At 34.7% G+C, this 16248-nt stretch carries 17 protein-coding genes; 7 read left to right on the top strand and 10 right to left on the bottom strand.

The window, feature by feature from the left end; translation table 11 throughout:
* Nucleotides 1–31: 31 nt before the first annotated feature.
* The 6 genes from ACTB0X_RS17805 to ACTB0X_RS17780 form a co-directional block, all read right to left on the bottom strand.
* Nucleotides 32–781: a T9SS type A sorting domain-containing protein gene (locus tag ACTB0X_RS17805; protein WP_463026411.1), complete on the bottom strand. Its 750-nt coding sequence runs from the start codon at nucleotides 779–781 to the stop codon at nucleotides 32–34.
* Between the two features lie 44 nt (nucleotides 782–825).
* A complete protein-coding gene (locus ACTB0X_RS17800; protein ID WP_463026410.1) occupies nucleotides 826–1614 on the bottom strand; it encodes an inositol monophosphatase family protein in 789 nt (262 codons plus the stop codon).
* Nucleotides 1611–2789, bottom strand: a complete 1179-nt coding sequence (locus tag ACTB0X_RS17795) for a prolipoprotein diacylglyceryl transferase (protein ID WP_463026409.1) — start codon at nucleotides 2787–2789, stop codon at nucleotides 1611–1613. The genes ACTB0X_RS17800 and ACTB0X_RS17795 overlap by 4 nt, the downstream gene beginning before the upstream one ends.
* Nucleotides 2790–2844: 55 nt before the next feature.
* Complete coding sequence (locus tag ACTB0X_RS17790) at nucleotides 2845–4605, bottom strand: TrkH family potassium uptake protein (RefSeq protein ID WP_463026408.1); 1761 nt, start codon at nucleotides 4603–4605, stop codon at nucleotides 2845–2847.
* 127 nt (nucleotides 4606–4732) lie between these two features.
* Nucleotides 4733–5728, bottom strand: a complete 996-nt coding sequence (locus ACTB0X_RS17785) for a bifunctional heptose 7-phosphate kinase/heptose 1-phosphate adenyltransferase (protein ID WP_463026407.1) — start codon at nucleotides 5726–5728, stop codon at nucleotides 4733–4735.
* A 5-nt stretch (nucleotides 5729–5733) separates the two neighbouring features.
* Nucleotides 5734–6924, bottom strand: a complete 1191-nt coding sequence (locus ACTB0X_RS17780; RefSeq protein WP_463026406.1) for a pyridoxal phosphate-dependent aminotransferase — start codon at nucleotides 6922–6924, stop codon at nucleotides 5734–5736.
* Between the two features lie 147 nt (nucleotides 6925–7071).
* On the opposite strand from ACTB0X_RS17780, the gene ACTB0X_RS17775 reads away from it, so the two are divergent.
* Together ACTB0X_RS17775 and ACTB0X_RS17770 are read left to right on the top strand one after the other, a co-directional pair.
* Nucleotides 7072–7596 carry a DUF7935 family protein gene (locus ACTB0X_RS17775; protein WP_463026405.1) on the top strand — a complete coding sequence of 175 codons (525 nt, stop codon included), beginning with the start codon at nucleotides 7072–7074 and terminating at the stop codon, nucleotides 7594–7596.
* Nucleotides 7596–8330 (top strand): VIT1/CCC1 transporter family protein, encoded by a 735-nt coding sequence (locus ACTB0X_RS17770; protein ID WP_463026404.1) that lies wholly within the window; start codon nucleotides 7596–7598, stop codon nucleotides 8328–8330. Before ACTB0X_RS17775 ends, ACTB0X_RS17770 begins: the two co-directional genes overlap by 1 nt.
* On the opposite strand, the gene ACTB0X_RS17765 is transcribed toward ACTB0X_RS17770, so the two are convergent.
* Complete coding sequence (locus tag ACTB0X_RS17765; RefSeq protein ID WP_463026403.1) at nucleotides 8327–9322, bottom strand: T9SS type A sorting domain-containing protein; 996 nt, start codon at nucleotides 9320–9322, stop codon at nucleotides 8327–8329. The two genes, ACTB0X_RS17770 and ACTB0X_RS17765, sit on opposite strands and share 4 nt — an antisense overlap.
* Nucleotides 9323–9565: 243 nt before the next feature.
* On the opposite strand from ACTB0X_RS17765, the gene hpt reads away from it, so the two are divergent.
* The gene (gene hpt, locus ACTB0X_RS17760; protein ID WP_463026402.1) at nucleotides 9566–10102 is read left to right on the top strand and encodes a hypoxanthine phosphoribosyltransferase; all 537 of its coding nucleotides are present in this window, start codon (nucleotides 9566–9568) and stop codon (nucleotides 10100–10102) included.
* 15 nt (nucleotides 10103–10117) lie between these two features.
* Nucleotides 10118–10684, top strand: coding sequence for an adenylate kinase (locus ACTB0X_RS17755; RefSeq protein ID WP_463026401.1), 567 nt, complete (start codon nucleotides 10118–10120; stop codon nucleotides 10682–10684).
* A 42-nt stretch (nucleotides 10685–10726) separates the two neighbouring features.
* On the opposite strand, the gene ACTB0X_RS17750 is transcribed toward ACTB0X_RS17755, so the two are convergent.
* Nucleotides 10727–12382 (bottom strand): SpoIIE family protein phosphatase, encoded by a 1656-nt coding sequence (locus ACTB0X_RS17750; RefSeq protein WP_463026400.1) that lies wholly within the window; start codon nucleotides 12380–12382, stop codon nucleotides 10727–10729.
* 166 nt (nucleotides 12383–12548) lie between these two features.
* Between ACTB0X_RS17750 and obgE the strand changes: the two genes are divergently transcribed.
* Genes obgE through crcB form a run of 3 tightly spaced genes read left to right on the top strand, consistent with a single transcriptional unit; the run spans nucleotide 12549 to nucleotide 14486 of the window.
* On the top strand, nucleotides 12549–13544 hold the full coding sequence (gene obgE, locus ACTB0X_RS17745) for a GTPase ObgE (protein ID WP_463026399.1): 996 nt from the start codon (nucleotides 12549–12551) through the stop codon (nucleotides 13542–13544).
* A gap of 1 nt (nucleotide 13545) precedes the next feature.
* Nucleotides 13546–14121 carry a phosphatase PAP2 family protein gene (locus ACTB0X_RS17740; protein ID WP_463026398.1) on the top strand — a complete coding sequence of 192 codons (576 nt, stop codon included), beginning with the start codon at nucleotides 13546–13548 and terminating at the stop codon, nucleotides 14119–14121.
* A 5-nt stretch (nucleotides 14122–14126) separates the two neighbouring features.
* The gene (gene crcB, locus ACTB0X_RS17735) at nucleotides 14127–14486 is read left to right on the top strand and encodes a fluoride efflux transporter CrcB (protein ID WP_463026397.1); all 360 of its coding nucleotides are present in this window, start codon (nucleotides 14127–14129) and stop codon (nucleotides 14484–14486) included.
* A gap of 81 nt (nucleotides 14487–14567) precedes the next feature.
* Here crcB and ACTB0X_RS17730 read toward each other — a convergent pair whose 3' ends face one another.
* Together ACTB0X_RS17730 and ACTB0X_RS17725 are read right to left on the bottom strand one after the other, a co-directional pair.
* The gene (locus ACTB0X_RS17730; protein ID WP_463026396.1) at nucleotides 14568–15656 is read right to left on the bottom strand and encodes a hypothetical protein; all 1089 of its coding nucleotides are present in this window, start codon (nucleotides 15654–15656) and stop codon (nucleotides 14568–14570) included.
* A gap of 229 nt (nucleotides 15657–15885) precedes the next feature.
* A complete protein-coding gene (locus ACTB0X_RS17725) occupies nucleotides 15886–16053 on the bottom strand; it encodes a hypothetical protein (protein ID WP_463026395.1) in 168 nt (55 codons plus the stop codon).
* Nucleotides 16054–16248: the final 195 nt, after the last annotated feature.

Below are 16248 nucleotides of genomic sequence, written 5' to 3'. Positions count from 1 at the left end.
GGCGTTTTTTTGATAGATATTGAACAGAATACTATTTCAATAATTTTTTCGTCAAAATAGGAACTCCTTTATTGGTGATTTGAAAGAGGTAGATTCCGTTGCTTTCATTGTTTAAGTTGACTGTTGTCAATTGCGAGAAAGATTGTTGCTTAATTAACTTACCTGATAGACTGTATACATTCACGGTTAAATCTGCGGGATAAATGGATTGTACCCTAATTATGCCTCCTAAATTGTTATAAAAGGAAATTCCTGAAGCGATCGATCTTTTTTCCAAGCCCACTAATGACCTGCAATCTCCATTGTGAGTTTTCCAATTATTGATAATCGCAGAGTAGCTAAAAGTAGTGTAATCGCTAGGGTTGGGGAAGGTTGATACTGTATTGACAATGTAATCGGTACAAACACCATTGGTGATTAATAAGTCACCTATTCCACAAGAACTTTCTCCTCTAGTGTATGTTCCATTATTGTATGGGTGCAGCAGGGCGATTATAGTATCGCCGACATTTCCCATTCTTGTGGCTAGTGCCATAGAAGAATCTGCACAAGAATTGACTTGGAAGTCTTCTATAATAATAGTATCCGAAATGTTTCCTCTTAATTTTTCAATAACTAATACGGAAATGCTTGTGGAGTCAACAGAGATAATTTGACCGGCGATAACTGGATAGATTTGTGATTGATTTGCTGTGGTGCAGAATGACGAAAATGTGCTACAAGTGCATGCGTTTGCTATATTTATAGATATAGCAAACAATAAAGTAAATAACATTTTCATAATAGGGAAGTTTAGTGATTGATTCTTATAAAAGTAAGAAAAAATTAACTTTCCATATAGCTCTTTATCGTTGACAAAAATATTGGATGTAAATTAGTGTTCGATGCAATTATTTCTCTACCAAATAAATAATCATCTCCACCACTAAAATCGCACACTTTACCGCCAGCTTGCTGCACGATAAATGCACCTGCGGCTACGTCCCAGGCATTTAAGCTGTATTCATAAAATCCATCCATTCGGCCACAAGCCACATATGCCAAATCTATTGCAGCAGAGCCCAGTCGACGGATTCCTCTACTTTCTTTCATGAAATGTTGTAGTAGTTGAATGTAATCTTCCAATCGATCATAATCATAGTAAGGGAAACCAGTAGCGACTAACGAATTGGATAATAGTTCTGTTTTTGAAACCTGAATTTCTTTTCCATTGAGATAAGCCTTGCTTCCTTCCCATGCATAAAAGCATTCACTTGAAGTTACCTCGAAAATAACACCTAAAATGATTTGATCATTCTTACGAAGACCAATACTGATACTATATACAGGTAAACCGTGAATAAAATTGGTAGTTCCATCCAATGGATCAATAATCCAGTTATAAGTTTCACCCACCTTAGTAGAAGTTCCTTCTTCTGCAATAAATCCAGCCTCAGGAATTAGTAGACCAAGTGCTTCTACCAGTCTTTTTTCTGCCGTTTTATCGACGTAAGTCACCAAACTATTTTTGGATTTTAACTCTACATCTGAAACACGGATATTTTCTTCTCTTATAAAGCGTCCGACTTCTGTGGTGATGGAAATTACATTTTGGCAGAGGTGCTCTAAATTCATAATTGAGGGATGTATTTATTCTTATTTTTTGTAAAATAAGCGATTCCTGCTATTCCCGAAAGGAATAGGATCACGGCAATCATCTCAGCTTGAGTAAAACCTAAACCTGCAATATGATAATCTGGATTGATTCGAATTTGTTCAATTATAAAACGCTCTATTCCGTTTAACGAAAGGTAGATACTAAAGATAATTCCTGGAATTTCAATTCGTTTTCTTAAGCTCCAAAGGATTCCGAAAATGATAAAAGCCATTACAGTTTCATAAAAAGGAGTCGGCCAAGCATTGCCAGTGTAGATGTAAGGGATGCCATTTTCAATGATTTCAACCGGTCTGTTTGGTTCGCCTAAGTCGATGCCCAACACATTATTTGGGTAGCCATAAGCCCACGTCCAATCTGGTAAGAAACTCAACCATTCTGGCTGAGTAGCATTGTTTGGAACACCCCAATCTCCATCACCGGCAACTTGACAACCAACTCTTCCCATTCCATATGCGGCCATCAAACCTGGAGCACAAGCATCTGCCACATGAATCCAAGTCATGCCATTTTTTACGGCATAATACAATACAGAGCCTCCACCTAAAATCAGACCGCCATAAATGCTTAATCCTGAAAAGCTAGTCAATGCTCCAATTGGGTCGGCCATCAATTCGTCTAAATTTTCCAAGTTGTGGAATAGCTTTGCTCCTAAAATTCCTGCTACAGCGGCTATCAACGTCATGTTACTCACATGCTCATGTGGTTGCATTTTTTGTTGTTCCGTTTTCGGAGAATCTAGTTTCAGTTTATCAGCTTCTTTCTTCCTTAAATATACTCCTATCGCTGCTCCAATCACACCACCAATAAAATATCCCTTTCCAGAAAGGATGTAGGAGGGAGGGTTGTCTACAAATTGACTGTATTCCATGACCAATATGGGGATTTTGAATCCTAAAGCAAATCCGAACAAACCATTTAAGAAAAGATCTAGTGTGGATGCAGGAGCTCCAATAGTCACTGTTTTCCAAGTTGGTTTTAGTAAGCCATTTTTTTCTTTTCTTTTCAACTCAAGTGTAAAAAAGTAGGCTGCCAATAAAAATGAGATGGCTACAAAAAAGCCGAACGAAGGCAATGGTAAAGGAATATTAATGCCAAAAAGGTCTTTTAGCGCGTCACTAATTGTTGGATACATATATCTTAAATTGAAAAAAATGAGCTTTCGACAAAAGTAAGGATTGAAATTTAATTTAACCTACCATTGTGTGACCGTCTGCATATTTATACTTGGTACTGATTGATTCTTTTGTAAACGCATATGCGACTGTCAATAAGCCAACTCTTCCGGCAAACATTGACAATACTAGAATTACTTTTCCCCAAAGTGATAATGATGGAGTAACTCCCCTCGAAAGTCCAACTGTTCCATAGCCTGAAACTTCTTCGAAAATGATATCTATATATGCAAATTGACCGGATTCTATCAGGTGTGATTCAGTATACGCCAACCCAAAACATCCTAAAAGAAGCCCTAATGCAAAGAATAAGAAAACAGAATAAGCCCGAAGTACCAAGTTTCCTTGGATGTTATAAGAGAATAATTCTGTTCTTTTTTTATTTTTAATGGTACTAATTGTGGCTGCCCAGATGATGGCGAATGTGGATGTTTTAATACCTCCCCCCGTCGAACTAGAGGCTCCACCAATAAACATCAAAAACATAAAGACAACCACAGTTGGTAACGATAACAAGGATATGTCTACCGTATTTAAACCTCCAGATCTGGTGGTAACCGATTGGAAAATAGAGTGACTAATATTGATCCACACATTGGTTTCACCTTGAAGGGAGTGTTCTCCTTCAAAAAGGTAGAAGAATATAGCGCCAACTATTACCAAACCAAGAGAAAAGTACAATGAAATTTTAGTGGCAAATTGGATAGATTTCCAAGGTTTTTTAATTCGCTCCCTAATTTTAGAAAAACTAAATATGTCGAAAATAGCCATAAATCCTAAAGCTCCTAAAAATAATAGCACACACAGTATATTGTGAACTAGGTAGTTGTTTCTCACTCCTTCCTCATATAATCCATTGCTAAATAAAGAGAATCCTGCACTATTTAAAGCAGAGATGGAATGAAAAATAGAGAAGAATACTTTTTCATTTATCGATTTAAATGGAATTTCGGTGGACCAAGCAAAATAAGTAAGGATTGCTCCAAGTGCCTCTATAAATAAACTCCAAATAATCACTTTTGCAAGCATTCCTCTTGCGCTCATTAAGTTATTCTTGTTAAAGAAGTCCTCGATAACTGAATGCTGTTTTACACCTACACCAAATTTTGAAAACAGCGCGATAAATGAACCAAATGCAATTACGTTAAGCCCACCAAATTTAATAAGTAGCATTATAATAATCTGCCCTTTAAAGGTGAAAAATAGTGCAGTGTCTTGCACCGCAAGGCCTGTTACGGTTGCCGCAGATGTAGCCGTAAAAATGGCATCAATAAAGCTCATTCCTCCTTCAATGGTGGTCATTTCAGGTAGCATTAATAACCCTGCACCAGCAATTATAATACAGAAAAAGATGCCTAGAAATAGACCTGAAGGGTTTATCTTTAGTCGCGGTAGTATGTTACTTCCTTTGGCGACTTCGTACCAGACTACAATCAAAAAGTAGAGCTGAATCAGCAGGTTGGTGTATTCTCCAATGTTTGGAAATCCAAGTTTAGTAAAGAAAGAACTGATCAATAAGTGATCAAAGAGGTTATAGGAAATACCTTCTATGACTAGAAATAGCATTACTGAACCTTCCACCCATGTTCGTTTGAGAAAATCAATGGGTTCAAAATCGAAAATAAATTGTACGATGTAATTCAGAATATAAACAGCAAATGTGCTTTTAAAAATTCCGATGAGAAATCCTTTGGACTCTTCCGTTTGAGGAAATCCATAATAGAAAACAAGAGTGGCGAGTGCAATTATAGAGGCTACAAAAACACCAGTTTTCATAATTCTATTTGCAAGCCCTTTCGATTTGTATAATCGAAGGTTTATCTTTTCTCTAAACTCCTGAATACCCATAGTAGCTTCAATGCTATAAGTGAAGAATCAAATGTAGGTTTAATTTACAATTCACTTAGTGGTAAATCTCTAATGCTTCTTTAAGCAGTTGTTCCTTAATAATTGATACCACTCCTACTTTTTCGCAAACCAATCCACCTGCAAGGTTTGATAGTTCAGCGATAACTTGTGTTGGCATCTCTAATGCTAAACAGAGAGAAGCGACACTTATCACCGTATCGCCAGCACCTGATACATCTGCTATTGAACGATGGTGTGCAGGTATATGGTGTTTTTCAGAACCATTTTTAATGTATACACCCAATTCAGATAAAGTGATCAGTGTTTGTTTATGGTTTAAAACTGATTCCAATAGATCAATGGCATCTTCTAATTGAGATTTAACTTTTTTATCAAAATCAATTTTTAGCCCTTCTTTCAGTTCTTTCAAGTTGGGTTTAAATAGCGTGACATTTTTATAAAAAGTAAAGTTTCGCTTTTTAGGATCTACTGTTGTTGGAATGTTTTTTTCAGTTGCTAACTGAACTACTTTTCCGATTAAACGCTCTGAAATAGCTCCTTTGTCGTAATCTTCAAAAATGATTACATCAATTTTTGATCCCTCAACGATACTTTTGATTCTATTAAAAAATGCAATTTCATCCTCATCATTGATGGAGTTTGTAGTCTCCCGATCTATCCGAAGCATTTGATAGTTATTGCCAATGATTCTTGTTTTTTCAGTGGTTACACGATTATTAAGACTTAAAATTCCTTCGTTAGTTAACTGATGGGTTTTTAATAATTCAATAAAATCATTACCACTTGTATCGTCTCCAATTGGAGCGCATAAAATCGCATTTGCGCCTAATGCTTGGATATTTAAGGCAACGTTTGCTGCGCCGCCTAATCGCTTTTCAGAATAATCCACAGCCACAATTGGCACTGGTGCTTCAGGAGATATACGATCTACTTTTCCCCAGTAATATGCGTCCACCATAACATCCCCTATAATAAGAACATTTAGGTCATTAAACTTCTGGAATAAACTATTGAGGTCGATTTTTTGCACGATGTTTAAATTTTTGCCAAAGCAGTTTGCATTCTTTTCATAGCTTCAGTTAACACACTTTCAGAAGCAGCATAAGAGATTCGGATACAATTTGGGTTTCCAAAAGCTTCTCCGGTTACCAACGCCACTTTTGCTTCATCCAATAAGAATAAACTTAAATCGCTAGCATTTTCTATCTTTTTACCATTGAATGATTTTCCGAAAAATGAAGATACATCAGGAAATACATAAAAAGCACCTTCAGGTATATTCGTTTTTATTCCAGGTATATTTTGTAGTAAGTCAAGAACCAAATCTCTACGGTTTCTAAACGCTGCTTTCATATCTTTTAAAACAGCAGGAGATGCTAATACTGCAGCCTTTGCTGCTTTCTGAGCTATACTGCAAGTGCCTGAAGTTACTTGACCTTGAATTTTAGTGCAAGCATCGGCAATCCATTTTGGAGCACCGATATATCCAATCCTCCAACCAGTCATTGCGAATCCTTTAGAAACTCCATTGATAGTGATGACTTGGTCTTTTATTTCTGAAAATTGAGCTAAACTTTCATGTTTATTCACGAAGTTGATGTGCTCATAAATTTCATCAGAAATGACTAAAAAGTTAGGGTTTCGCTTCATCACATCTGCAATAGCTTTCAACTCATCTTTACCATAAACCGATCCTGTAGGATTACAAGGAGTACTAAAAATCATCATTTTAGTTTTTGGCGTAATCGCCGCTTCGATCTGAGCTGCTGTAACCTTAAAGTCTTGGTCTATTCCTGCTTCTATCACCACCGGAATTCCTTCCGCCATTTTTATAATCTCAATATAACTTACCCAATAGGGAGCAGGAACGATAACTTCATCACCTGGATTCACAATACTCAACATCACATTTGTGATGGATTGTTTAGCCCCTGTCGAAATAACAATTTCATCAGCGGTGTATTCCAACTGATTGTCTCTTTTGAATTTTTCTGCTATAGCTTGACGTACATCTAGGTAGCCATTTACAGGGGTGTAATGAGTGAAATTATTTTCAATTGCCTCGTTTGCTGCTATTTTAACAAATTCAGGCGTGTTAAAGTCAGGTTCTCCTAAACTTAAGCTAATTATATCTATACCGGCTTGTTGTAATTCTCGACTTCGACGAGCCATGGCTAATGTTTGCGATTCAGATAGGTGATTGATGCGGTCTGCAACTTGACTCATAATAAAAACAGGTTCATAAATACATGATGCACAAATCTAATAAATTTGTTTACTTCAACCTCTATTAAATACAATAGATATTTTAGAAAAAAGGGTGGGTAGAAAACCAAATAAATCGTTTAATTTTAAATTTTCAATTTTAAATTTATGACAGAGTCTATTTTACAAGCATTACTTGTTATTTTACCTATATTAATTGTCTTCATCGGAATCTATTTTATGATGAAAAAATTAATTGATTCCTTTCAAAAGAAATGGTTGTTAGATTTTAGAAAAGAGTCTCAAAAAATTGTTACTCCAATAAAATTTCAAGCATATGAGAGGATCGTATTGTTCTTGGAGCGGATCTCATTGGAAAATCTGGTGATGCGTATTTATGTTGGTGGAATGTCAAGAAGTAAATTACACCAAGAATTACTCAAAGCTATCCGTACTGAATACGAACACAATTTGTCACAGCAAGTTTATGTAAGTGTCTCTGCATGGAGAATGGTTAGATCTGTGAAAGAAGAGAATTTAAAGATTGTCAATACAGCTGCGAGCTCATTACCAGAAGATGCTTCAGGAATGGAGTTAAGTCAATTAATTCTTAAATTGATGGCAGGAATGAAACAATCGCCATCTCGTTCGGCAATTGATTTTTTAAAACAAGAAATTGATCAACACCTTTAATGAAAGACAACCATAAAGAATACGAATACCACAATGGCTCCAAATTTTGGGACAAATGGAACGACTACATTGGTGAGTTTGTTTATGGAGGAATTGATGGAAGTGTAACCACTTTTGCTGTTGTGGCAGGTGCTGCAGGAGCGGGGTTAGATTCCTCTGTGGTGATCATTTTAGGGTTTGCAAATTTGATCGCCGACGGTTTTGCAATGTCTGTTGGTAGTTACCTTTCTAATAAGTCCGAATTAGAGCGTTTCGAAAAACATGAGCAAGTCGAATACTGGGAAGTAGATAATTTACCTGAAAAGGAGCGAGAAGAAGTAAAAGAAATATATGCTGCTAAAGGTTTTGAAGGTAAATTACTAGAGCAAGTTGTTGATGTAATTACTGCAGATAAAAAGCGATGGGTAGATGTGATGATGAAAGAAGAATTGGGTATGATGAAAGAGGAAAAGTCTCCTATAAAAATGGGAGCAGTTACTTTTTTGTCCTTTATAACAGTTGGATTTATTCCGCTGCTCGTCTATGTATTAGACTACATTGCCGAAAACACTATTGCTAGACCATTTTTAATTTCGATTCTATTGACATCTGCAGCATTTGTGTTAATAGGATGGTTAAAGAGTTCAGTGAATCAAACCAACCCAGTCAGAAGTATTATTGAAACCTTAATGTTAGGAGCTTTTGCCGCTGGGTTGTCTTATCTAGTTGGAGATGTTTTAGCTAAAATGTTTTAAATTTTTACAAAACGTTTTGTTCCTCCCTTCGATTGGATAAAATATACTCCATTAGGTACAGTTGAAATATCACATTGAAGCATTGTTGGCGAAATTGTACTAAATTGGATCTGAGCGGTAAAGTCTTTCCCTAACATTGAGTAGATTAAGATTTCATTAAGCGCATTTTCTTCTCCTTCAATAGTGATCATATTTTCACTTGGATTAGGATACAATTCTAAAACAATATCAGAACCATTTTTATTTTCATCAACTGATGAGATGTGCGAATAGGTCGTAGTTCCATCATAATCAGTTTGTCTTAATTGGTAATAAGAGTTACCTTTTAAAGGATTTCTATCGATATAAGTATATTCATTGTTTTGGTTGGAATTTCCAGCACCACTAATGGTTCCAATAATTTTCCAATTTTGTCCATCATTAGAACGTTCTATCGTAAAGTAATCATTATTGATTTCAGAGGCGGTTACCCATTTTACTAAAACTTCATTTACTGTTTTTATAGTTTTGAATTCAATCAACTCAATAGGTAATGCTGAGCCCGTGCAAGTTATCGTTCTGTTAGAAATTCCAGGGCCTTCAATTTGTAATGAGCTACTATTGCAACCCAATGAAGCCGGAGTTGCCGAAGCACAGTCTGCCGTATTTCTATAAGGATTGGCAGATGTAGTATATGAACCTGTTCCTCCTGAATTAGGTAAATTATAAAATAGGGATTGACTGACACAAGTTAGATTTCCTTGTAATGTATACATTGATCCAGGTGCACCAGAACCACTATATGTTACAGTGTAGTCTATAATTACATTGTAATTATATCCATAAGGGCAGGAGCTAGGTGCTACAATGGATCGTGGGACTACATTAACGTCTACTTGATAACCAGTCGATGATGTTATACTACACTGTGCTAAAAGTAGGTCATTGCAAAATAAAAATGAAAGGAGAACCAAGTAGATGCGCTGATTGTTTTGCCCAAACAGAATGTTCATTTGTGTTTTTTTTTAGGATTGCCAAAGTTAATAATTTTTAGTTCATCTACGTAAAGGTTGAGTTAGTGGTTTTAAACTAATTAGTAGTCGAAATAATTTTTAGCATTTATAACCAATTCCTAACACTTTTTTTTCAGAGATTCAATTTTGAAATGCTAATATTTATGAGGTTAATAAACAGTTTTAGCCCTAAATTAAAATCTTATTATTTTATTACTTTTGATCCCATAAAAACCCAATCATTTGAAAGAAGTAAATATTTTAGACAAAACGTTTCGATTGTACAAGAATGAGGATGAAATTGCTTCTTCAATTACAACTATCGCCAATAGAATCAACGAAGATTATAAAGGAAAGTCCCCTTTGTTTCTCGGAGTGCTAAATGGTTGCTTCCTTTTCGCAGCAGACTTAATGAAGAAAGTAGATCTTTCTTGTGAAATAAGTTTTGTAAAAGTAGCAAGCTACAAAGGAATGAAATCCACCGGAGAGGTAAACCAACTAATTGGTTTGGATAGAAGTCTGGAAGGTCGAGATGTTATAATAGTTGAAGATATCGTTGATACTGGAAATACGATTGAAACAATTATAGATTTATTGAAGAAAGCGGGTTGTAATTCCGTAAAAATTGCTACTTTTCTGCTCAAACCAGAGGCATATAAAAAAGACATTGCTGTTGATTATGTTGCCATGGAAATTCCAAATGCGTTTGTAGTTGGTTACGGCTTAGATTATGACGGTTTTGGACGAAATTTAAATGAACTATTTGTTTTAAAAGATTAATATAGAGAGATAACAATGTTAAATATTGTATTATTTGGTCCTCCCGGAGCCGGGAAAGGCACACAAGCAACAAAATTAAAAGAAGCCTATAATTTAGTTCATCTTTCAACGGGAGACCTATTAAGAGCTGAAATAAAAGAGTCCACAAAATTAGGATTAGAAGCTCAGGCCTTTATGGATAAAGGTGAGTTGGTCCCTGATGAGGTAGTTATTGGTATGATAAAAACTAAGTTGGAGCAAAATAAAGATGTGGATGGCTTTATTTTTGATGGATTTCCTAGAACGACTGAACAAGCCAAAGCTTTAGATGCAGTCTTAGCTGATTATAATACTTCAATTACATTAATGCTGTCGTTGGAAGTAGATGATGATGAATTAGTGGCTCGGATTGTTCAAAGAGGGAAAGATTCTGGTAGAGTTGATGATAAAAATGAGTCGGTGATTTTCAACCGAATTGTGACCTATAATAAAATTACCTCCCCGTTAAAAGCGTATTACAATGAACAAGGGAAATACAATGTGATTGATGGAGTTGGTACCATGGATGAAGTATTCAAACGGCTAACAGATAAAATTAAGTAATAAAGAAGTAGGGGGTTAATTTAAATTAACCCCCTACTTCTTTTATAATCTTACGCCAATTACTAGTATATCATCTACTTGCTCTTCGTTTCCTTTCCAGTCGACAATATTCTTTTCAAATAATTTGCCTTGATCTCTCATTGGTAAATGTTTTATAGCTTCAATCAGGTGTATAATATTCTTACTCATAAATTTTTTCCCTTTTGGTCCTCCAAATTGATCTACATATCCGTCACTTAAAAGGTAAAATAAATCACCGTCTTGAAATTGATGTCTATAGGTTTTAAATACCTTTTTTCCACTGTGATCTCGATCTCCTCCAATTGAACTTTTTGAAGTTGTAATTTTGTATAATTCATTATTGGAACAAACATACATTGGTCGATTTGCACCTGAATATTCAATCTTTTTAGTTTGAAAATCAATCACACAAATTCCAAGCTCCATTCCATCTGTAGAATTTTCAATATTTGAGCCTTGCTGGTTGATACTTGTGGTTACTTGCCTATCTAATTCTTTTAAGATTATGGAAGGTTCTAATATTTTTCGATCATTAATGATGTAATTCAATGCAGTGTATCCTATTATTGACATAAATGCACCTGGGACTCCATGCCCTGTGCAATCCACTGCTGCGATTACTGCCTTATGGCCTATTTGCGTGAACCAGTAAAAATCACCACTTACGATGTCTTTCGGATGATAATATATAAAAGAGTCTGGTAACGTTTGTCGAATATAGCTCTGAGTTGGCAGAATGGAAGCTTGAATCCTTTTTGCATATTGAATACTTTTTTTTATCTCTAAGTTCTGAACTTCTACAATTTCTTTTTCTTTATTTAGCTCAAATGTTCTTTCGTGAACCAGCTCTTCTAAGTGATTATTTAAACTCATGAGGCTCTCGTTTGCTTTGTCGAGGTCACTTAAGCTTTGTTTTAAAGTTTGTTCAGCCACCTTTTTTGCAGTGATATCTCTGATAATACCTTGGTATAAATAATCATTTTGTACTTCATCAAATATTTTAACTGTACTCAGTAAACAGTCAATTACTTCTCCACTTTTTTGCTTTTTTAGCTTTACTTCAAAATCTTTAATACTTGATGTTTTTTGAATTTCAGAAATAAGCATTTGTCTTTGGTTGTGATCAAAGTATAAATCATGAGCGCTATATTGATCTAACCTTTCTTTTTCAATTTCAAATAACTTTAAACCCGATGGATTAATCGTAATAAAATCCCCATCAATGTTAGTCATATAAATGGCATCAATAGAATGGAAAAAGAGTTCTTTATATCTGCTTTCACTTCTTCTCAGGGTTACCTCTGTTTTTTTTCTTTCAATGGAGTATTGTATTGAACGATTCAATAATAGTCCATCAAAATTTCCTTTAACTAAAAAGTCTTGAGCACCATTTTTTACTGCATTAATACCAATGACTTCATCATTTATTCCTGTCAGCACAATGAAAGGAGTGTCAGGATTATCTTGAAAAAGCTTTAAGTAATTGAAGATTCCAAAACTATCGGGCAGGGTAAGATCAATAAGAACGATATCGAATTTATCTTCGTTCAAAGCAATTTTTGCTTCTAACAGCGTACTTTTGTGATAAAGCGAAGTGCTGTCTTGCTGATTACTGTCAATAAGTTCACTTAAAAAGAATGCATCGTCCTCACTGTCAACAACTATTAAAATGTTCAAAGTTAAAGTAGATTTTTGTTTGGTTTAAATTGGTTCACTGTAGATTTGTCTAAAGATAATTTCAATTTATCAGGAAAAAAACTAAAAATAGACGAATCTATTATTTTTACCTATCAACCCCCTATTCCTTACTAAAAGATTAAATTTGCGGTTAAATTGTAAGTAGATGTCTGAGAATAACTTTGTAGATTACGTAAAAATTGCTTTCAAGTCTGGCAAAGGTGGAAGAGGTTCGACTCACTTTTATAGAGATCGATTGACCGCTAAAGGCGGACCTGATGGTGGAAATGGTGGTCGCGGTGGTCATATTGTTTTAAGAGGGAATTCTCAATTATGGACATTGCTGCATTTAAAATATAGAAAACACATCAGCGCGGGTGATGGAGAAGGTGGAGGCGGCAACAATAGAAGCGGCGGTGATGGTAATGATGAAGTAGTGGATGTGCCAATCGGAACCATAGCTAGAGATGCAGAAACCGGCGAAATTGAATTTGAAATTACTGAAGATGGGCAAACTGTCGTTTTTCTGAAAGGAGGTAAGGGCGGACAAGGAAATACAAGTTTTAAGTCTCCAACTAATCAATCTCCACGATATGCGCAGCCTGGTGAAGAAGGAGAGAGTCTTTGGAAGATTCTTGAATTAAAAGTGTTGGCTGATGTTGGCTTGGTGGGATTTCCAAATGCTGGGAAATCAACCTTACTATCGGTTATAACCGCTGCAAAACCTGAAATTGCAAACTATCCATTTACTACCTTAGTTCCCAATTTAGGGATTGTACCTTATAGAGATTTTAAATCTTTTATAATGGCAGATATTCCTGGGATTATCGAAGGGGCGCATGCCGGAAAAGGCATTGGATTGCGTTTCTTAAGGCATATCGAAAGAAATAGTTTGTTATTGTTTTTAATTCCTGCAGATAGCGAGGATATTGCAAAAGAATATGAGATTCTACTCAATGAATTAAAGCAATACAATCCAGAATTGTTAGATAAAAAAAGAATTTTGGCCATATCTAAATCAGATATGTTAGACGACGAATTAAAAGAAGAGATTAAATCTCAGTTACCTGATTTAGATTCGTTGTTTATTTCTTCTGTCGCGCAGCAAGGTCTTGTTGAACTAAAAGATTTATTGTGGAAAAATCTAACTTTAAAGGATTAATATGATTGATCAATTAATAGCATTTGATAAATCTATATTTTTAGAGTTGAATGGATGGGGAGCTCCTTATCTCGATTCATTTATGGTGTTTGTTTCTGGTAAGCTAGAATGGATACCATTGTATGCTATTTTACTTTATTTCGTTTTTAAGCAATACAAACAGAAAGGGTTTTTTATTCTATTTTTTGTCGTCTTGTTAATCGTAGCATCGGACCAAATTTCTGTGAATTTGTTTAAGAATGTTTTTGAACGGTTCAGACCCTGCCATGACCCTACCTTAGAAGGTTTGGTGTACATCGTCAATGATAAATGTGGCGGGAAGTTTGGCTTTGTTTCCTCCCACGCCACCAATACTTTTGCTTTAGCTACTTTTATTGGGTTGATTCTAAAAAGTAATAAATGGCTTCTTGCTTTATTGGTATGGGCCTCTGTAGTGTCTTATAGTCGAATATATTTAGGAGTTCATTTTCCTTTAGATGTTTTCTGTGGTGCATTATTAGGAGTTGTAATTGCCTATTCAATCAGAGCTTTATTGCGTTTTGTAGATCGCAAGTTTAATTTTGGGATTAATTCATAAAAAACATGAATTATTTACTTGTTTTTATTGGTGGTGGATTTGGGAGTATTCTTCGTTATGGAATTTCCATGGTTCTTAAAAATTCTGTCTATAAATTACCTGTAGCTACATTAATTACAAATTTTATAAGTTGTATTTTAATTGGTTTGTTGGTTTTTTATTTCTCATCAAAGTGGCCTTTGAATTCCTATTACCGTCCATTGTTGATTATTGGGTTCTGTGGTGGTTTTAGCACTTTTTCTACTTTTAGTTTCGAAACTTTTGAATTGATAAGGAGCGGAAACTATTTTGTTTCAGTATTAAATGTGCTAATAAGTGTCGGATTTGGGTTAGGAATTTTGGCCTTATTGCAAAAAAGTATATAAAATAAAAACTCCTCATGGGTATGAGGAGTTTTCGGCAACTAAACAGAAAGTTTTAACCAATTATTATTTCAAGAGTGTTGTTTAGTTGAATGCAGTAGATCTATTAGTGGTTGGGTTTAGTTCCCGGTTCTTAGTAAAATAGCTAATTGCATTCTTTGTTCGATTTAAGTTTTCTTGTAAGGAAATAATCAACCCTTTTGCAGGGGTGTAGGATTGACTATTCAGGTAATTTTCTTCGTAGTAGGCTATTAATTTTATTGAAATTGATTCTGGAAAATTTAAATTATAACAGGGTTTATGCTTCGCCGAATTTATTTGATTGATAAATTCAGTTTCAAATAATGCCTCATTTTTATAATCTAATAGTAACTGAATGCCGCACATCGCAAGTATATTATTCAAATAAAATTGTTCAGCACTGGCAGGTAATTGATTTATTAAACTAGTGCAAAGAAGATATGTGTTCTTGATTTCGCTGATTGATTTTATTTGTGATTTGCATGTTGTCACAAATGTACTGGTTTGTAGTAGCGATAATTGATACAAGCAATCTGTATAAATGTTTTTATTGTAAGTAAAAATGTTCTTTAATTCCAATAAAGTTCGTTCTACTTGGGTTTTATACACAGTGCACGGTTCTTCTACATACTCTCCAATTTTTGCATTTAAATGCATAAATAAAGTAAGTGCCCGTTCATTTGATTGTTTGATGTTGTAATGACTTCTGTATAATTTATAGTACTCTTCGTATTTTGAACCACTTCTATTTAACTGGGTTAGTTTTTCATAGATTGAAGCTGCGTAATAATCTAAATTGTTTTTATTTAAATCATTTAAAAGTGAATGTAGAATTAAGTTTTCTTCTTCGCAGTTAAAATTGCTTGGACGTGTAGATAAGTAGGATACTCTATTTAATAGACTAAATTTTATGTCGTTAGTGTCTATTTCATACAATGCATAGATTTTTCTTTTTAAAGATCGCTGCAATTCAGAATATAAATAAGAGTTTATTTGAAGTGATTTTGCCATTTTTTCATCACTGTAAAAATGATTTCTATACAGCTCTATAATTCCTGAAAGTAGAGTATTGTTAGATTCCTCAAAGCTAACTACCAAAGAGTTATAGTCTTCGGTGTTCAATTGTCGTACAAGGTCTCTAATTTTTATCATCTCTATTTTGCGGTTGTTTTATTAACCTACGATGTAAATTTACTTCACAAGTACCTTGTAAAAAAGGACATTTTCCTTAATTTATGCACATAGAGGAGTGTTAATTCATTAAAAAATTGAATTAAAGTATTTGATTATTAGAATAATATGTTATTGAATTTTCTGCAGATAGGCTTGGTGAAATTCCGCTTATTTGTGTTTTAAAAATGAATAATATTTTTAGTTTTTTCTATGGTATATCCCAGTCGCCTCCTCTTCCATCAGGAGATTCATCCATTGGTTCCTGGTTCTGAGCTTGATTAATTTCAGTGGTTAATTGTGCTTCAGAGTAGTCTGAAAAATCAGCAGGAGAGCCGTAACCTAAAAAAGAAATAAGGATTGTGATAAGATTGATCATTTTTTTATGAGTTTAGTTTTATTTTTATGAAAAGATTAAAGTGTAGAAATATAAACTACTATGGTATATCCCAGTCGCCGCCTCTTCCATCAGGAGATTCATCCATTGGTTCCTGGTTCTGAGCTTGATTAATTTCAGTGGTTAATTGTGCTTCAGAGTAGTCTGAAAAATCAGCAGGAGAGCCGTAACCTAAAA

This window comes from Acidiluteibacter sp. (genome assembly GCF_055129545.1).
This window is presented reverse-complemented; position numbering and strand designations above follow the sequence as displayed.

Bases quoted from the DNA above. Each gene is read 5' to 3' on its own strand.
- ACTB0X_RS17780 (WP_463026406.1), bottom strand. From the start codon at position 6,924: ATGAGTCAAGTTGCAGACCGCATCAATCACCTATCTGAATCGCAAACA.
- ACTB0X_RS17725 (WP_463026395.1), bottom strand. From the start codon at position 16,053: ATGATCAATCTTATCACAATCCTTATTTCTTTTTTAGGTTACGGCTCT.
- obgE (WP_463026399.1), top strand. From the start codon at position 12,549: ATGTCTGAGAATAACTTTGTAGATTACGTAAAAATTGCTTTCAAGTCT.
- ACTB0X_RS17740 (WP_463026398.1), top strand. From the start codon at position 13,546: ATGATTGATCAATTAATAGCATTTGATAAATCTATATTTTTAGAGTTG.
- ACTB0X_RS17775 (WP_463026405.1), top strand. From the start codon at position 7,072: ATGACAGAGTCTATTTTACAAGCATTACTTGTTATTTTACCTATATTA.
- ACTB0X_RS17730 (WP_463026396.1), bottom strand. From the start codon at position 15,656: ATGATAAAAATTAGAGACCTTGTACGACAATTGAACACCGAAGACTAT.
- ACTB0X_RS17795 (WP_463026409.1), bottom strand. From the start codon at position 2,789: ATGTATCCAACAATTAGTGACGCGCTAAAAGACCTTTTTGGCATTAAT.
- ACTB0X_RS17755 (WP_463026401.1), top strand. From the start codon at position 10,118: ATGTTAAATATTGTATTATTTGGTCCTCCCGGAGCCGGGAAAGGCACA.
- ACTB0X_RS17770 (WP_463026404.1), top strand. From the start codon at position 7,596: ATGAAAGACAACCATAAAGAATACGAATACCACAATGGCTCCAAATTT.
- ACTB0X_RS17765 (WP_463026403.1), bottom strand. From the start codon at position 9,322: ATGAACATTCTGTTTGGGCAAAACAATCAGCGCATCTACTTGGTTCTC.
- crcB (WP_463026397.1), top strand. From the start codon at position 14,127: ATGAATTATTTACTTGTTTTTATTGGTGGTGGATTTGGGAGTATTCTT.
- ACTB0X_RS17800 (WP_463026410.1), bottom strand. From the start codon at position 1,614: ATGAATTTAGAGCACCTCTGCCAAAATGTAATTTCCATCACCACAGAA.
- ACTB0X_RS17790 (WP_463026408.1), bottom strand. From the start codon at position 4,605: ATGAAAACTGGTGTTTTTGTAGCCTCTATAATTGCACTCGCCACTCTT.
- ACTB0X_RS17805 (WP_463026411.1), bottom strand. From the start codon at position 781: ATGAAAATGTTATTTACTTTATTGTTTGCTATATCTATAAATATAGCA.